This window comes from Methanothermobacter sp. K4 (genome assembly GCF_022014235.1).
GTDB lineage: Archaea > Methanobacteriota > Methanobacteria > Methanobacteriales > Methanothermobacteraceae > Methanothermobacter.
This window is the reverse complement of sequence record NZ_JAKLTD010000002.1, coordinates 311157-328135: the sequence shown is the minus strand read 5'-3', so window position 1 is coordinate 328135 and position 16979 is coordinate 311157. Positions and strand designations below refer to the sequence as shown.

Genomic DNA, 16979 nt, shown 5'->3' with positions numbered 1-16979 from the left:
GTGACCACCATATTTCAGTGGCTATCCTATCATAGTTGAGGGGAATCAGAGACCATTATGGTTCGGTGACTCCCCAAATCTTAAATAGTCGCCTTACAATATCTATAACATCATATTTACTGGAGTGATAAAATGGCAAGAACAAAGAAAGTTGGTATTACAGGACGTTTCGGTCCACGTTACGGTCGTAAAGCTAAAAGAGCTGTTAAGAAGATTGAAGAAGAGATGAAGAGGAAGCACGTATGCCCCAGCTGTGACAGGCCAGGTGTTAAAAGGGAGAGCAGGGGCATATGGAAGTGCAGAAAGTGTGGCGCTGTATTCACAGGCGGCGCGTACCTGCCTGTAACCCCGATGGGTAAAACAGCGGCCCGTAACATCAAGAGGATAGTTGGAGGTAAGTAGATTGTACCGCTGCGCCCAGTGCGGAACCCTTATCGACCCCAAGAAGTACATGGAGAATAAGTGCCCCAGGTGCAGGTACAGGATCCTCTTCAAGGAGGTGCCTCCTGTTAAGAGGACCATAAGGGCACGGTAGGATGCTTCTTACAACATCCAGGAAGCCTTCCCAGCGAACAAGATCGTTTTCCCAGAGGCTCTCCAGGATAATGGGCTGGAGGTATGTTAACAGGGGTAAGATGAGTATCAGGGACGTGCTCATCCAGGCAGCCGGACCCGTGGCTCTTGTATCTGAAAGACATGGAAACCCCTCCAGGATAACTTTCCTTGGTGATAGGGGGGGCGAGATGGGTTACATCCTATTTAACCCATCCTTTGACATCAGGGGACCGGAGAGGGATTCACCCGCTGCAGGGACAAGGTCATGCCCCCCTGAGCTTAAAGGCATCTGCAGGCTCATGGGCCTTGAAGTTGATCCTGAGGCATCCGGGAGTGTCTGGGAGCTCAGGGAGGGTGATGATTACCCCTGGGTTATGGAGCTTCTTGATGCCACTGGCCAACCTGCAGGGTTCAAACTGCTGATAAGGGACTTTAAGGCCGGTGATTGATGTGGGTCTTAGGAGAATTCAGGGATTCATAGACATATCCACAGGAAACCCTGAATCCGCTTCAGTGGTTTACAGGGCAGTTAAGCCGGAGTTCATGGATTCACCATCCAGGAGGTCTTCAGTTTCAATGAACCTTGAGGATGACAGGATAACCATAAAAATCAGTGCCCGGGACCCGGCATCATTCAGGGCAGCCCTAAATTCATCCCTCCGCTGGGTGAGGCTCTCAATGGATATGATGAAGCTTGTTCCTCCCAATCAACAGGATTCGTGATTGAATTAATGAAAGGTGATAGTATGGAACTTCCACAGAATGTACAGCACCAGCTGGCCCAGTTCCAGCAGCTGCAGCAGCAGGCACAGGCAATATCTGTGCAGAAACAGACGGTTGAAATGCAGATTAATGAAACACAGAAGGCCCTTGATGAACTCTCAAAGGCTGCAGATGACGCTGAGGTATTCAAGAGTTCAGGAAACATCCTTATAAAGGTAGATAAGGGTGAAATCACAGCTGAACTTGAGGAGAAACTTGAAACTCTCCAGTTAAGGGAGAAAACCATCCAGCGACAGGAAGAACGTGTGATGAAAAAGCTGCAGGAGATGCAGGTTAACATCCAGGAAGCCATGAAGGGCGCCGGGATCAATCCAGGGATGGGTAACTAATTGAGCCTTAAAAAACTCAGTGACGGGGATCTGGATGAGATATCCAGTTTCCTGTATAACACCATTTCTGATTTTATACTTGAGAGGGTCTCAGCAAAGGAGATAGTTGATATTGAGATAACTGTGAGTGCTGAATACACCGACAGGCTGGACATTGATATCACAGTCGAGCTTCATCTCGACGAACTCTCAGATGCTGACCCCCAGATTGTTGATGAGGCAGTGGATGCTGCTTACGAGGCACTGGAATCCTTCCTTGAAGGGTACAGGGAATGATCCAGGCCACACGTTTTTCATGATTATTTAAGCATTTAATTAATACTCAGATTTGAATCATTTAAATATAAGTAATATTTTTTTTTCAAAAAGTATTTATACATCCTCTGCCAACCATCATATGAGCATGAATTCCTCCTAGCTTACCAGAGTAAGCCAGCTCAACAGGGCATCCAGCTACAATCCTTTCGCTCAAAAAAATGTCATCTGATGCCCTGTTCCTCCTCTTTTATTCTGATCAGAATGAGAAGTTAATTTCCTGAGATCCACTCCAGGAGCCTCATAGAATTCCATAAGGGAGTATTCACGTGGTTTAATGGTTTTCTCCATGTGGACTGTGCTGAGTTCGTTCCCGGTGTCCAGGACCACCCTGTAACCCATCGAGAGCCAGAATTCAAGCGCACCCCTCAAATGTTTGTGGGTATGTAGGTACATCATCTGGTACCCCATTCTGGCTGCATGGGCCTCTGCGATACCAACAAGGAGTGATGCAACTCCCCTTCTCCTGTAGTCCTCATGCACGAAGACCCTCCATAGACCCGCTGTCGTCTCTGGATCATAATTGAGGTCCTCAAATTCACGGTCATAGGCGCGGAGTCCCAGGGTCCCGATTACCTTTCCACCCAGAGATGCAGAGATGAAGGTGTTCCCTGGTGGATTGAGATAGTGTTCCCTGAATTCCATGATATCCCTGTGGTACTCGGGTATGTAACCGTAGCCAAATTCCCGCCTGATCATATCAAACAGGAATCTTCTTATGGATTCAATTTCACTTTCTGTTTGGGGAACGGCAACCAGAATAATATCAACCACCATTCAGTATTAATTTTTGAAGATATATAGGGTTTGTAGTAATACATGATTCCATACACATATGTATATGCTGTGAATTCTTATAAGGGCTGATGTTTAATTAATTACCATCATGGAGAACCCCACATGAGCTGTTACATCTACTGGAATAAGATAAGGAGGATCGCCTCGAGACTTGAGGGGATGGACCACCACTTCGACAGTATGGACACATCCCTGGTTATACCCCTCCTGGATGAGATCGAGGAGATAGCCCATGATTCATCCATTGACTTCGAATCAGCCAGGCACATACTTGACGATGCTGAGATGAACCATGCACTCAAGGTTATAAGAACTTTCTATGTTAACCTTGGCATGAAACTTGAAATGGAGAAGGCCGGGGAGGTCAAAGATTCAGATTCGCCATGGGAGGCCCTGAAATCATTCTACTTCTACCCAAGGTACCTCCAGCTCCTCAAAAATGAGGCGGCCCTTGGAAGGTTCAGGAGAGGGGAGCGCACTGTATTCATAGGGGGAGGGCCACTACCACTTACAGGGATACTCCTTGAACATATCTATGGTATGAGGGTCCATGTTGTTGAAATTGAACCTGAAATAGCTGATATATCCCGTGGCGTGATAGAGAGTCTTGGACTCAGGGAGGTTGAGGTGATCACGGGGGACGAGACCGCACTTGGGGATCTTGAGTTTGACGTTGTCATGGTGGCCGCCCTTGCAGAACCCAAGAGGAGGGTTTTCAGGAACATACACAGGTACGTGAACCCTGATACGAGGGTTATATACAGGACGTACACGGGAATGAGGGCTATTCTCTATGCCCCTGTTACTGATGAGGATGTGGCGGGGTTCAGAAGGGCGGGGGTTGTACTGCCTTCTGGTAAGGTTAACAATACCTCAGTGCTTGTTTTTAAGTGCCCGTGAACTCACCGCTGGACTGGATCACAAACATCTGAACTTTTTCAGGATCACCCCTCTTTTATTACTATTCCAGCGGTCCAGACCCGATAGTTATTATGAATATTAAAATAGAAAATATTAAATATGGATGGTTTAAAATTTAAACTATAACACCATTATGGTGTTTGATAATAAATTTTCCCTCCAGCAATCAGTTCATGGGGTCTCCCCATGAATCCCCTCTTTTTTAATGGAGATTTAGTATTACGTTTCACCCTTTATCAGACCCGAAAGTATTAACAAAATCATTATATATGTTATTACTCCAACTCCATTCTGTAAATTTAAAACATTACAGAACTTAAGGGAGGTGAAAAGGTTATGAGAAGACAGCATTTCATGGTTTTCATGGTTCTTCTCTTTGCTGTAGCACTGACAGGTTCAGTGAGTGCAGCGGACACAGAATGTGAGGTGGGAGTGGACGTCAAATACGAATTTGCAGACGACAACCCCCGCATCAACCCCGACATAAACTGTATCACCGATGCAAACGGATCAAAGATCAACTTCACAAAGACCTTTGACCCGGCAGCCAACAAGACAAAGATCATCTTCAATTACCAGAATGTCACAAACACCACAAAATTCAGGATAAAGGTTACAGCACCGGGTTACAGGGACCTTGTACATGAATTCACCCTATCAACCAACCCGCTGAACCCACTTGATAACAGATACTACGCACTGCTCTCACTCAAAATGAACGCCACAGACGCCTACAAACTCGGAAGGGAGATAACAAAGAAGGCCGACCAGATCCTGAACTTCTCGAAAGGAAACGTGCTCGTAGTAACAACCGCCGGTATTGTCAAGTACAGGAACGATACCACAGAGGATGTCATTGAGGGGATACTCAACCAGGCAGGTGGCCGTGTAACCTATGGTAAGGGTAACCTGCTTGTAATAAGGAAGTCCCCGGTTGACCCACTGGACACGTTCTTCATACTACAGAGGGGCAGCACACTGGTTGGTGTTTACTTCAAGAATGCAAGCACATCACCGGTTGTAATCAAAACAGTCAACGGAAAACCAGTTTACACAGTTGACCTGCTGAAGAACATGACAGAGGCAAACTGGAACCTTCTTGCAAGTAAATACGGTAACTACGCGTTTCCTGTTGCAAGCCTTGCAAATGCATGGATGCAGGGTGCACCAGCGGATCTTCTGAGGGCCGCTGCATTCCATGGCCACATGTGCCTGGGTACCATCAGCGGTTATGCCATGAGCCTCACTCTCCTCAAGTACTACCCACCTGTCATGGACTTCACCAATCCGGGCTCACCCGGTGAGATAACGAGCTACGTGACAGTGGGCGTGCCAGGGGACTCAGATGATGATTCACTGCTCATGTTCCTTGACACAACGCCAGGTAAGGGAGGATCCTATGCTGGATTCAACACCACGGCCACAGGTGCTGACACAAACCTCGCAGGCTTCATAAGATGGAACCTCAACACCCTAAAGGGTGACCTCATAGTGATGAAGTTTGACAAGGAGGCACTCAGAAAACAGTTCCAGCAGCAGACAGGCAAAAAAACAGAACTTGAATTCAACGCATGGCTCATATCCAGATTGAAACAGGATCCAACATCCATTGTAACGATAGTGAGGGAGCTTAAGAACCTCAATGTGACCCACTACTACTATCTCCTGGGAAGCGAAAGCGGTGCAAATGCCACCGATAAGGTCAACAACATAACATACCAGATTCCACCACAGATTGCCCATGGACTTGACATGGCCTACATAGACAGCCTTGGACTTCCAAATGCGACCCGTGAAAACAACACCTTCACATGGGGTAACCTGACATACGAGCAGATCAGGAAGATCGGTGCTGACGCAGCAAACCTTGCAAAACAGTTATTCCTCACAGAGAAGGGCATAAATCTTGAAAAGGACGACAGGGACCTTGTGGTGCTTACATCTGCCGGCTACTCAAGGGTTAACGGTCAGGATATGAGTGCTGCCTGGGACGGAGTATTTGATGTTCTTGGTTCAAGGCTCAGCAGGGCAACACTCCTACCGATCCACAGGCCACTATGGAAACCACTCTGGTTCACATTTGTCCTCAGGGGCTACGATGGAGTGACAATGAACGCGGTCTACATTTACTATGACCCAACAACCGGTCAGTTAATTGCGAGCAATGCATCAGACGGCAAATTTGTGAATGACATCGGCCCAAGAACCCTCAACAGCACACAGCTCAGCAGCAAGATCTCAAAGGTCTTTGCAAGGGATGGCTGGTTCAACATACAGAGCATAGCAAACGCATGGAGAAACGACCCGCCATACGACCAGGTACTGACATTCCTCTTCCACGACCATGCATGTCCCGGTGTATCACCAGGTTACCTGATAACAGAGTACATCTTCAAGAACTACCCCCTCAGGGAGGATGAGAACTACATCTACCTGGGTAACACCATCTACTGCAAGGACGACGCCATAGTCTACCGCCTTGGAGTCTCACCTGGACAGGGAACCTACTTCAACCTGCGTGTCCCTGGAACAGAGAACGACCCTGAAAATGCTGATGCATACGGCGGCAACATTGAGGGAATCCTTGTGATATGGGACAACAAGAACAAGGTTGGTAAGGCAGTGGTCCTGGACTTTAAATGGCCTACCTTCGATGTGAGCGACTGCGTCACCAGTGATGCAAAGAGGGAAAAACAGATAGCAGGTTTCATAAGCCTCTACAAGGGTGAAACACCAAGTTATCTGATTTCAGGGCCGGTTGTAACCTATGATGCTGAGAGGTACATCACTGAAGGCGAACTTCAGATGATCCTTTCAGGAGCTGGCGGTCAGAACCCCATAGCCTATGTGAAGGGGCTTCCAGCAAACAGGACACTTGAGGACCTTATTCCAGTGAACAATGGCGGAAGTCAGAACGGAAACCAGGGCGGTGTGCCCGGTGGTTCAACCGGTGGGTCCACAGGTGGTTCAACCGGTGGTTTACCCTCAGGTTCCCATGGTACTGGTGGCCATGCAGGTTACTCACCGGGTGTTGAGTACAGTGCTTCACCGGCTGATGTGAGTGCGGCATCTGAGGTTTCAGAGGAACCTTCAACAGAGGGTAAGAGGGCCTATGAGGTTACAAATGCAACCTCTGCTTCTGGCGGCGCTGACTCCTCATGGTACGTTTATGGTATTGTGGGTGTCCTTGTGGCCGCTGGCCTTGTGGCCTTTGGATTCCTCAGGGGTGGAGCAGGAAAATAGGCACCCCAATTATTTATTTTTTTATCCTGAGGATTATTACTTTTTCCCGATTGATATTTAAATTAAATAATATTTCCATGTTAAGTAATAATTTATTTTTAAAGTATCCTGTATAATGTAATAATAATTTATTTTAATGACATAACTCAGAGGGTTTACTGTAAATAAAAAAATAAAAGGAGGTGAAAAGTCATGAGAAAACAGCTAATTACACTGACAGCAGTTATTTTCATGATAATGCTCTGCCAGACAGTGGCAGCTGCGGATAACAGCACTGGAGGAGGTGATTCAGGGGCCCTCACAGTGAACAGCACACAGGAGATCAGGGATCCGGTGGTGCTTGTTATACACTCATCAACCAGTTCCAAGATGACCAATGATGCGGCAAAGAAGGTCATGGACCTTATAAACCCATCACAGCCAGGATACAACCCGCAGAATAAGTCAACATGGACGGTCAGATTTGAGGTGAGGACCACCACACAGATATCAAAGATGAACCCCTCTGAACTTAAAACACTCATCGAGTCTGCGGATATTGTTATTGCAGAGTGGCTCTTTGATTCAGGTAACTTCAGGAATGTTATGAGGGACTACCCTGAAATCGCATCTAACAGACCAAACAAGATATTCCTGGTCCTTGAGAGTGACCCTGACCTCACAAACATGTCACAGATCAACGGTGTGCGTATATTCCAGGGTATAGATGCCTCAGTAATTGGTAACACCGATACAAAGAACACAATCCTCTATGACCTCAAAAACTCCAACGAGGCACGTCTGAAGGCCTATGTTAATACGTACCCACAGCTTGCACCCTGGGTGACCTACGGTCTCTACTATGCAAAGAAGGGAACCGTGAACTATGAAAACCAGTTCAAACTGCTGCTTAAGAACTTCACGGTGATGAATGGGGGAACATGGCCATCCCAATGGGAACCCGCCCCACCGGTAACCATTCCAGCTGAGATGCTCTACCGTGACGGCAGGGTCTTCACGAACCTAGCTGATTACCTTGCAGCATACCCCCTCAACACATCACGACCCACCGTTGGAATAGCAGGCCTTGACAGTGTACTCCTTTCAGGGGACATGGCCCACTTTGACAGCATAATAGCCAGGCTCACAGCCAGCGGAATGAATGTGATACCTGTTGTCGGGGCATACTCAGGTGTTAACGGTACACAGCCACTCAACATCTATTCGGCAATGGTCAAATTCTTCGTCTATGACCCTGCAAACCCATCAAGGACTGTCACAGCATCAGAATATGAGGCAAACCCCTCAGCCTACAGGTACAGGATAGACGCCCTTGTGAGCTTCACAACATTCACACTGGGTTCTGGTTTCGTGAACCAGACCGCAGGTCTACTTGAGAGAATGAATGTGCCTGTATTCAGGGCGATGATATCCACCAAGAGGGAGGAAGGTGAATGGATAATATCAGAGGATGGGCTTCTATGGAGCGACACCTACTACCAGATAGCCATTCCAGAGACCCAGGGTATAATAGAACCCATATTCGTTGCTGCACCAGCAAAGAGTATTGACAGTGTAACAGGGGTTGAAATAGTCGCATACACACCGATAGATGAGCAGATGGACTACCTTGTGCAGCGAATCAGCAACTGGGTCAGACTCAGATACCTGGCAAACTCCCAGAAAAGAATAGCACTCATCTACTACAATTACCCACCGGGTAAGGGTAACATAGGTGCCAGTTACCTTAACGTGCCTGAAACTCTCGTTGAAATACTCAAGACACTCCAGAGCTCAGGGTACACTGTTTCAGGCTTCCCCCAGAGTGCAGACGACCTTGTGAAGCTCCTCACAGAGAGGGGAATAAACGTTGCAACATGGGCACCGGGGGAACTCGAGAAACTTGCAAATAAAACCTCCATCATCCTCTGGGATGCAGAGGAATACTATGCATGGTTCCAGACCCTCAAGCCGGTTGCAAGAAAACAGGTTGTGGAGGGTCCTGTGGGCTACATTGAGGAGATGATCAGACTCGCACTCAGCTACGTTTCCAGTGACACAGCATACACCGCAGCCATGAACACCCTCGATAAATGGTCATCTGAGATGATATCACTTGCAAACACCTACCCTGAGAAGGCACAGCAGGCATCAGTTCTCATAAGAAACATGACAGAAGCGCTGAAAGCAGTCCTCAACAACGCAAGGACAGGTCAGAGCACAGATGCGCCGTGGAACATGTTCTATAACTTCAAAAATGAATTCCAGTCCCTGGCAGTCCCCGGATTCAATGGGTGGGGCGCCCCACCAGGTAATGTTATGACAGTGGAGAGAAACGGGAGAAAATACATCGTCATACCTGGAATAATGTTTGGCAACGTTTTCATTGGTCCCGAACCCCAGAGGGGATGGGAGGCAGACGTTAATAAACTCTACCACAGTACGGTTGTGGCTCCACCACACCAGTACCTTGCATGGTATGCATGGGTTAACACGGTATTCAATGCAGATGCACAGGTTCACATAGGGAGACATGCAACATACGAGTGGCTTCCAAGAAAGCAGGTCGCCCTCAGTAACTTCGACTTCTCACAGATATGTGCCGGTACAAAGCCATCGGTCTACATCTACATCATGGATGGTGTTGGTGAGGGCATACAGTCCAAGAGGAGGGGATATGCAGTCATAGTGGACCACCTCACACCACCATTGAAGACTACACAGCTCTATGGGGACCTCTCAGAACTCAGAGCCCTCATCGACGATTATACAAAAACACCTGACGCAAGCCCCCTCAAACAGGAGTACTTCAATTCAATAAGGAACATGGTCATGAAGCTAAACATAGCAGCAGAGATTGGCATCAGTCCAGATAACTTCACTGCAGAGGACATTGAAAGGGTTGAAGATTACCTTGTGGTGCTCCAGCAGACACTCATGCCTGTGGGTCTTCATACCTTCGGGTTAAGGTGGACCGATGGGGAGATAGCCCTCCTTGCAGCTGCAATGGTATCCTCTGATGGCGGACCATCAAGTCCCTCACTTCAGAGACTCATAGCATCTCTAAGGGGATGGAACTTTGACAACCTCACGGCACTGCAGGCAGAGGAGCTCAACAACATCACAATAAACTGGATACTGCAGGTCATGGGTGGCACACCACCCGCGAACCTCACAAACAACTCACAGGTAATTGAGCTTCTCAACAGGGCACTTGAGTACGCCGCACTGATAAAACAGAGCTTCAGTTCAGAGATGAACTCACTTCTCGATGCACTGAACGGTGGATTTATAACACCAAGACCAGGAAATGACCCTGTAAGGAACCCCTCAGCGCTTCCAACAGGCAGCAACTTCTATGCGGTATCAGAGAACCTGATGCCAACAAAAACAGCATGGAATCTGGGTAAACGCCTGGCTGACATGGCACTTGCACAGTTTGACAGGATCCCGGAGAAGGTGGCTGCGGTTGTCTGGTGTGTTGAGACGGTGCGTGACGATGGTACCATGGTCTCATTTGTCCTGAGGCTGATGGGTGTGGAGCCAACATGGTCATCCACAGGGTCAGCTTCGAACCTGAAGGTGACACCACTCTCACAGCTACTTGCAGACCTCAATGCAGTAAGATCCGCATCTGGACTTTCAAACTTCACAGAAAGGCCCAGGGTGGATCCGATTGTAACAACAAGCGGACTCTTCAGGGACCTCTTCCCGAGACTCCTAATCAACATGGACAGGGCATACAGGGTTGCCCTTGCCGCTTCCTACAGTGAGATCGTCGCAGCTTATCCGTCAGTTAAAACATCCCTTGACCATGTGCTGCAGACACTTGTTGATGCCAAGTATACAAACTTCAGGGGCAGCGAGCCTCTGCGCACCAATTACATTGCACTCCACTGGATCAACGATACCCTCAGGTACATGCAGGCGGGTCTTAACGCCACGGATGCAGGTGAAATCGCCATCACAAGGATCTTCGCACCTCCTGTGGGTGATTACGGTGCAGGTGTCAGTAAGGGTACAGAGGTATCATGGACCTGGAATAACAGAAGCGAACTTGCAGACATCTACTTCAACAGGATGAGCCATGCATACAGTGAACGTTCATGGGGCGTTTCAATGCCTGAAACCTTCAAGGAACTCCTCAGGGGTATTCAGACTGCCTATCACAGCAGAAACACCAACCTTTATGGGGTTGTTGATAACGACGACTACTTCGATTACTTCGGCGGCCTCTCAATGGCCATCGAGATGATGAACAATGGAAGGGCCCCGGAACTCTATGTACTGAGATATGCAAACCCTGGAAACCCACGGGTCATGTCACTCAAGCAGTTCATAGCCATCGAGTACAGGACAAGGTACCTGAATCCCGAGTGGATCAGGGCAATCATGAATGAGGGGTATCAGGGTCCAAGGACCATAGCCAAGTACACATCCCACCTGGTAGGATGGGAATACACGGTGCCTGAACTCCTTGACAGTGGTTTCTGGGATGAGTACTATGACGCGGTGGTTGCAGATAAATACAATCTTGGACTGAGGACAGCCTATTCAAGGAATCCCTACGCTGCCATGGACATACTGGCACACTTTGCAGAGATGGCAAACAGGGGCCAGTGGAATGCCAGGAGTGAGCAGCTTGCATTCATTGCAGAGTGCCTTGGAAGTTACGTTGCCGAGAATGGTGTTTCATGTTCAGGATCGGTCTGCGGTGACAGGGAACTGATGAAGTGGCTCAGCCAGTACATGTCCTCTGATGTCAGGAAGAAATTCACTGCAGCGCTCTATGCGGCAACAGGGGCATCTGTATTTGCACCTGAACCATCCGGTGATGTGAATCCAGGTGAGAATCCATCCACAGGGCCCACAACGGGTCCTTCAGGCCCTTCAGCTACAGGCGGCGGATCTGCTGGAAGAACCTCCACTGATGGTTCGTCTGGAAGAACCTCTGCGACTTCCCAGGCAGCTGTTTCAGCATCTTCACAGGATTCAGCCGGTGAAGAGGCTGGTCAGCAGAAATCCTATGAGGTGAAAGAGACTCCTTCAGTGGTCAATCAGAGAACAGAGTTCCCGTTATATGGAGTTGCGGGTATAGCGGCCATACTGATACTTGTGGGTGTGGGCTACTTCCTTGGACCTGGAAGGAGGTAGGCCCACCATAATTTATTTTTAGAAAACATTAAATATCAGATTTACTTTAATTCTAATAAAAATTGTTTGAATGACTTATTACTCACCCTCGCCTAATAGTAATAAGAAATGTGGTATTAAAATACTGCTTTAATCCTGCGAAATAGTAATAATTTAATTTATATAGTAATTATTATAAAGTTGAAAAGAGAAGGTGTGGAACATGGACATGGCAAACCTACTGTGGCAGGCTGGAATCCTATCGGTTTTACTGATATTCGGAGTGAAAATTGGACTGGCAATGGGTTTTGCAGGGCTATCAAGGAAGATGGCTGCCCTGATAACGGCAGGTTACGGTCTTGGTATATATGGCCTCGCAGCCCTTGCAAACGCCTACATGAACTCGGTTCAGGGCTTCTTCAACACCTACAGTTCACTAATAACAATCATAATGGCATCTGTTCTGATATTTGCAGGTGTACACACCCTCCGGGAGTGGAAGGAACACAGGAGGGATACAGCAAAGACTGCGTGTGTTGCAATGGTGGCACCCTGCCCCTGCTGCTTCGGGGCGGTGATCGTCAGCATAATACTTGTATCACCCATAATCGGTGTATCAGCAGTCACACTCGGCAAATATTCTGGGATAATTCTCGCAGCCTTCATAGCGTTCTTCTATGTCTTCGCCAATGGAGTCGCATCGGCAATCAATAAACCCTACCCTGTTCTGCTGGGCAACTTCATGCTCTTTGCCGGTCTCTACTTCCTGACAGCTGCCATTGTGCTTCCAAATGTGAACAGCGCCATGAGCATGAAGATGACGCCACTGACGGTTCCAGGCATAAACACAATATTATATGTTGTGCTGGGGACACTGGCGCTCATGGGACTTGGAATTTACCTTAACAAGAGAAAAAGCACTTTCATAGAATAAGGAGAGGTGATATGATATGGTTGCAGTACCCGGCAGTGAAATACTGAGCGGCGCACTACACGTTGTCTCCCAGAGTCTCCTCATACCTGTTATAGCGGGGCTCCTGTTATTCATGGTCTATGCAATAATAACCCTTGGCGGGCTAATATCAGAGTACTCTGGAAGGATAAGGACTGATATGAAGGAGCTGGAATCAGCCATAAAGTCAATTTCCAATCCAGGCACCCCTGAGAGGATAATTGAGGTTGTAAATTCAATGGAGATACCCCAGAGCCAGAAGGAGGTCCTTATAAATATTGCGGAGACCTCAGAGCTAGGACCCAAATCAAGGGAGGCCCTCGCAAGGAAACTCATAGAGAACGAGGAACTCAGGGCTGCAAAGAGCCTCGAGAAGACGGATATCGTGACAAGGCTCGGCCCAACCCTGGGACTTATGGGGACACTCATACCCATGGGCCCTGGCCTTGCAGCCCTCGGCGCAGGGGATATAAATACACTGGCACAGGCCATCATCATAGCCTTTGACACAACAGTCGTGGGCCTTGCATCAGGGGGTATAGCCTACATAATCTCAAAGGTCAGGCGCAGATGGTATGAGGAGTACCTCTCAAATCTCGAGACCATGGCCGAGGCAGTGCTGGAGGTGATGGATAATGCCGCTCAGACGCCGGCGAAGGCTCCTGTCGGATCAAAATGAAGAGGACCCGATGGCTGGAAGCGCAAACCTGGTTGATGCCATGCTGGTACTGTCCGTTGGTTTCCTTATATTTCTTGTACTCTCCTGGAACATGCAGAACGTCGTATTTGCAGACATGACCCCACAGGAGCGTCAGGAAACCATGGAGGCAATGAAAAGGGCAGTTGAAGTCCAGAAGGGCCAGGAGCTCAACAACACTCCAGAGACCAGTTCAGGGTCTGGCCAGGGATACGTTGAGATGGGAACCGTTTACAGGGACCCCAAGACGGGCAAGCTGATAATGGTTCAGGGATAGCTTATCCATTCCATTTTTAGTTTCCTGAAAACTTCAAATGGTATGGTTCAGTTGCTTACCATTCCCATTTTCTCCCCCCCGCGACCCCACCTCAATATCCCTATACGAGTTCAGTAGCTTACCATTCCCATTTTCTCTGAAAACTTTAAATATTTAAAACCCAAAGTGAGTTCTGGTATTCCACTTCTTCTTAGAGGTATCCATATGATTGAAGTCATACCTGTTATTGATCTCAGGGGTGGTATAGCTGTAGCCGGCAAATCAGGTGAACGTGAAAATTACAGACCCCTCGAGACGGTTTTCTCATCATCCCCTGACCCTGTGAACATAGCACTATCCCTCAGGGCAGCAGGGGCACGGTCAATTTACATAGCCGACCTTGATGCCATTGAGGGCACAGGGTCCAGTCTTGATATCATAGGAAGGATTAACCATGTGCTGCCGGTCACCCTCGACGCAGGGGTCAGGGACAGGGAGACATTCAGATTCATGCTACAGTTTGCATCACGGGTTGTTGCCGCAACAGAGACCCTTGAGAATACAGAGGAACTTGAATACATCCTTAAAACCTACCCTCCCGAGAGGACCGTTGTAAGCGTGGATGTTAAGGATATGAAACTCCACTCAGAAAACATTGAACTTGAACTTGAAGAATTCAGGGACCTTCTCCTTGGCTATGAATCTGAAGTCATACTCCTTGATCTGGGGGCGGTTGGCACATCCTCGGGGTTCAACAGGGAACTCCTTGAACTCTTCAGGCCAGTAATCAGGAGGGTGATACCAGGTGGTGGTGTTCTACCCAATGAGATACCTGAACTTGAGGCAATGGGTGTGAGGAAGGTTCTTGTAGGGAGGGCTCTCCATGAGGGGATGGTGAGGCCCGGGTGAACACAGAAAGGTACCTCCTCATTGGACCTCTCAGCAGGGACCTGATAGTGAGGGGGAACTCGACAGAGTCCAGGGTGGGTGGAGCAGTTTACTACTACTCCAGGCTACTCTCACACCTTGGGGTTGACCACACGGCAGTTGTAACCCTTTCAGAGGCTGACAGGCACCTTCTCAGTGAATTCCCATCCAGGACAAGCATAATACCACTGTACAGGGACTCCACTGTTGAATTTGAGAATATCTATGATAACGGGGATACCTCGAGGAGGGTCCAGAGGTCCAATTTTGCCAGTAACCCCATTGAAATTGAGGATATTGAAACCATTGCAATGGAGGAGTGGACCGCCATCCTTGCAGGGCCTCTTCTGCCCTCGGACATACCCGTGGAGACGCTGGAGTTTCTGGGAAAAAGGCACAGGCTCTACACTGGACTTCAGGGCTACCTGAGATACCCTGCTGGGGGGGTTGTCAGGCTGAAATTCAGGAATGAAATCCCGCGCGTCCTGGAGGCGGGGAGTGGAGTTTTTCTTGACATCAACGAACTTCGAACGGTTTCTGATGACATCAGGGGGGCTCTTGAAATACTCAGTGAACACTGCGGTGAGGTCATAGTAACCTGTGGACCCCGGGGCTCCATGATATCCCATAAAGGATCCCTCATAAGAATATTGGCAGTCACTGCAGAGAGGGAACTTGACCCAACCGGGCTGGGGGATACATACATGGCTGCCTATGTCCATATGAGGAGGATTTATGGTCCTGAGGGCGCCGGAAAATTCGCATCTCTCATGGCCACAAAAAAGCTTGAGGGGGAAATTTAGGGTTAAGAGCCAGATTATATGGGTTCAGATACCGAGAATCAGGGGCAGTATGATGAAAGGAAGAAGCCCCGCTGCAAAGAATAAACCGAGACCTGCAAGCACCTGGTCCCTCTTATCGTCCATCATACCGTTACATATGAGTATCAGTCCTGTAAATCCAAGAAGTGCGGGTACAGCATGTGAGTAGATCACAGACCCTGTGAATGTTCCTGCCACCATTTTTATCACGAAAAACCTGCTGGGTTAGTTATGATTCATCATCCTCTGCTTATGTTATGATTCATCATCTTAAATATTTTCTGGGAGCGGCAAGCCGGACAAGATATTTAACAGTTGGTTTTCAGATATAAATATGCTGTTTATTCTAACAGGAGGAGATTGATCATGCTGCATGGTACAGAAGTACTCAAGAAGGGATTTGCAAAGATGACCAAGGGCGGCGTTATAATGGACGTTGTCAACGCTGAACAGGCTGCAATTGCAGAGGACTCAGGGGCGGTCGCTGTAATGGCCCTTGAGAAGGTACCCGCGGATATAAGGGCCTCTGGTGGAGTTGCAAGGATGGCTGATCCCAACAAGGTCCAGGAGATAATGGAAGCAGTGTCCATACCTGTGATGGCCAAGGTGAGGATAGGACACTTCGTGGAGGCCCAGGTCCTCGAGGCCCTAGGGGTTGATATGATAGATGAGAGTGAGGTTCTAACCCCCGCAGATGAACGCTTCCACATAGACAAGAAGAAGTTCACCGTCCCATTTGTATGTGGTGCAAGAAATCTTGGCGAGGCCCTCAGGAGGATAGACGAGGACGCAGCCATGATAAGGACCAAGGGGGAACCTGGAACTGGTAACATCGTTGAGGCAGTTAGGCACATGAGGATAATGATGAGTGAGATCAGGGAGATCCAGAACAAGGAGGAAGAGGAGCTCTGGGAATTCGCAAGGAAGATTGAGGCTCCACTTGAACTTGTGAGGGAAACAGCCAGGCTTGGAAAGCTCCCTGTGGTTAACTTCGCGGCGGGTGGTGTTGCAACACCGGCAGACGCAGCCCTCATGATGCAGCTTGGTGCCGACGGCGTGTTTGTTGGTTCAGGTATATTCAAGTCAGATAACCCTGAGGGATATGCAAGGGCCATTGTTGAGGCCACAGCCCACTACGACGAACCTGAGGTCATAGCGGAGGTTTCAAGGGGTCTCGGCACAGCCATGAGGGGACTTGAAATCAGTGAGATCCCTGAAGAAGGTAGGATGCAGGATAGGGGATGGTAGTTCCCCCTAATTTACCCTTTTT

The 16979-nt window shown here is 48.4% G+C and carries 17 protein-coding genes; 15 read left to right on the top strand and 2 right to left on the bottom strand.

Features of this window, described 5'->3' with window-relative positions; translation table 11 throughout:
* Positions 1-132: 132 nt before the first annotated feature.
* Genes rpl37A through L5462_RS05380 form a run of 6 tightly spaced genes read left to right on the top strand, consistent with a single transcriptional unit; the run spans position 133 to position 1943 of the window.
* Positions 133-402, top strand: a complete 270-nt coding sequence (gene rpl37A / locus L5462_RS05405; protein WP_010876320.1) for a 50S ribosomal protein L37Ae — start codon at positions 133-135, stop codon at positions 400-402.
* Between the two features lies 1 nt (position 403).
* Positions 404-535, top strand: coding sequence for a DNA-directed RNA polymerase subunit P (locus L5462_RS05400; RefSeq protein WP_048901205.1), 132 nt, complete (start codon positions 404-406; stop codon positions 533-535).
* Between the two features lies 1 nt (position 536).
* Positions 537-1004 (top strand): Brix domain-containing protein, encoded by a 468-nt coding sequence (locus tag L5462_RS05395; RefSeq protein ID WP_237779783.1) that lies wholly within the window; start codon positions 537-539, stop codon positions 1002-1004.
* A 1-nt stretch (position 1005) separates the two neighbouring features.
* Complete coding sequence (locus L5462_RS05390; protein ID WP_237779782.1) at positions 1006-1278, top strand: KEOPS complex subunit Pcc1; 273 nt, start codon at positions 1006-1008, stop codon at positions 1276-1278.
* Between the two features lie 23 nt (positions 1279-1301).
* On the top strand, positions 1302-1667 hold the full coding sequence (locus L5462_RS05385) for a prefoldin subunit beta (RefSeq protein ID WP_147671820.1): 366 nt from the start codon (positions 1302-1304) through the stop codon (positions 1665-1667).
* Positions 1668-1943, top strand: coding sequence for a DUF3194 domain-containing protein (locus L5462_RS05380; protein WP_237779781.1), 276 nt, complete (start codon positions 1668-1670; stop codon positions 1941-1943).
* A 192-nt stretch (positions 1944-2135) separates the two neighbouring features.
* Here L5462_RS05380 and L5462_RS05375 read toward each other — a convergent pair whose 3' ends face one another.
* Positions 2136-2756, bottom strand: coding sequence for a GNAT family N-acetyltransferase (locus L5462_RS05375; RefSeq protein ID WP_237779780.1), 621 nt, complete (start codon positions 2754-2756; stop codon positions 2136-2138).
* Between the two features lie 126 nt (positions 2757-2882).
* Here L5462_RS05375 and L5462_RS05370 point away from each other — a divergent pair, with 126 nt between their 5' ends.
* The 8 genes from L5462_RS05370 to L5462_RS05335 all read left to right on the top strand — a co-directional run bounded on the left by L5462_RS05370 (position 2883) and on the right by L5462_RS05335 (position 15691).
* Entirely contained in the window at positions 2883-3680 is a 798-nt protein-coding gene (locus L5462_RS05370; protein ID WP_237779779.1) for a nicotianamine synthase family protein, read from the top strand.
* Between the two features lie 357 nt (positions 3681-4037).
* Positions 4038-6944, top strand: coding sequence for an FmdE family protein (locus L5462_RS05365; protein ID WP_237779778.1), 2907 nt, complete (start codon positions 4038-4040; stop codon positions 6942-6944).
* A 192-nt stretch (positions 6945-7136) separates the two neighbouring features.
* On the top strand, positions 7137-12077 hold the full coding sequence (locus L5462_RS05360; protein WP_237779777.1) for a cobaltochelatase subunit CobN: 4941 nt from the start codon (positions 7137-7139) through the stop codon (positions 12075-12077).
* Positions 12078-12279: 202 nt separating this feature from the next.
* Positions 12280-12990: a DUF2162 domain-containing protein gene (locus tag L5462_RS05355; protein ID WP_237779776.1), complete on the top strand. Its 711-nt coding sequence runs from the start codon at positions 12280-12282 to the stop codon at positions 12988-12990.
* A 16-nt stretch (positions 12991-13006) separates the two neighbouring features.
* Positions 13007-13687, top strand: coding sequence for a MotA/TolQ/ExbB proton channel family protein (locus L5462_RS05350; RefSeq protein WP_237779775.1), 681 nt, complete (start codon positions 13007-13009; stop codon positions 13685-13687).
* Entirely contained in the window at positions 13644-13982 is a 339-nt protein-coding gene (locus L5462_RS05345) for a DUF2149 domain-containing protein (RefSeq protein ID WP_237779774.1), read from the top strand. Before L5462_RS05350 ends, L5462_RS05345 begins: the two co-directional genes overlap by 44 nt.
* 204 nt (positions 13983-14186) lie before the next feature.
* Positions 14187-14870, top strand: coding sequence for a HisA/HisF family protein (locus tag L5462_RS05340; RefSeq protein ID WP_237779773.1), 684 nt, complete (start codon positions 14187-14189; stop codon positions 14868-14870).
* Positions 14867-15691 (top strand): PfkB family carbohydrate kinase, encoded by an 825-nt coding sequence (locus L5462_RS05335; protein WP_237779772.1) that lies wholly within the window; start codon positions 14867-14869, stop codon positions 15689-15691. The genes L5462_RS05340 and L5462_RS05335 overlap by 4 nt, the downstream gene beginning before the upstream one ends.
* A 24-nt stretch (positions 15692-15715) precedes the next feature.
* On the opposite strand, the gene L5462_RS05330 is transcribed toward L5462_RS05335, so the two are convergent.
* Entirely contained in the window at positions 15716-15910 is a 195-nt protein-coding gene (locus tag L5462_RS05330; protein WP_237780025.1) for a hypothetical protein, read from the bottom strand.
* 165 nt (positions 15911-16075) lie between these two features.
* Here L5462_RS05330 and pdxS point away from each other — a divergent pair, with 165 nt between their 5' ends.
* Positions 16076-16957, top strand: coding sequence for a pyridoxal 5'-phosphate synthase lyase subunit PdxS (gene pdxS, locus L5462_RS05325; protein WP_255772489.1), 882 nt, complete (start codon positions 16076-16078; stop codon positions 16955-16957).
* Positions 16958-16979: the final 22 nt, after the last annotated feature.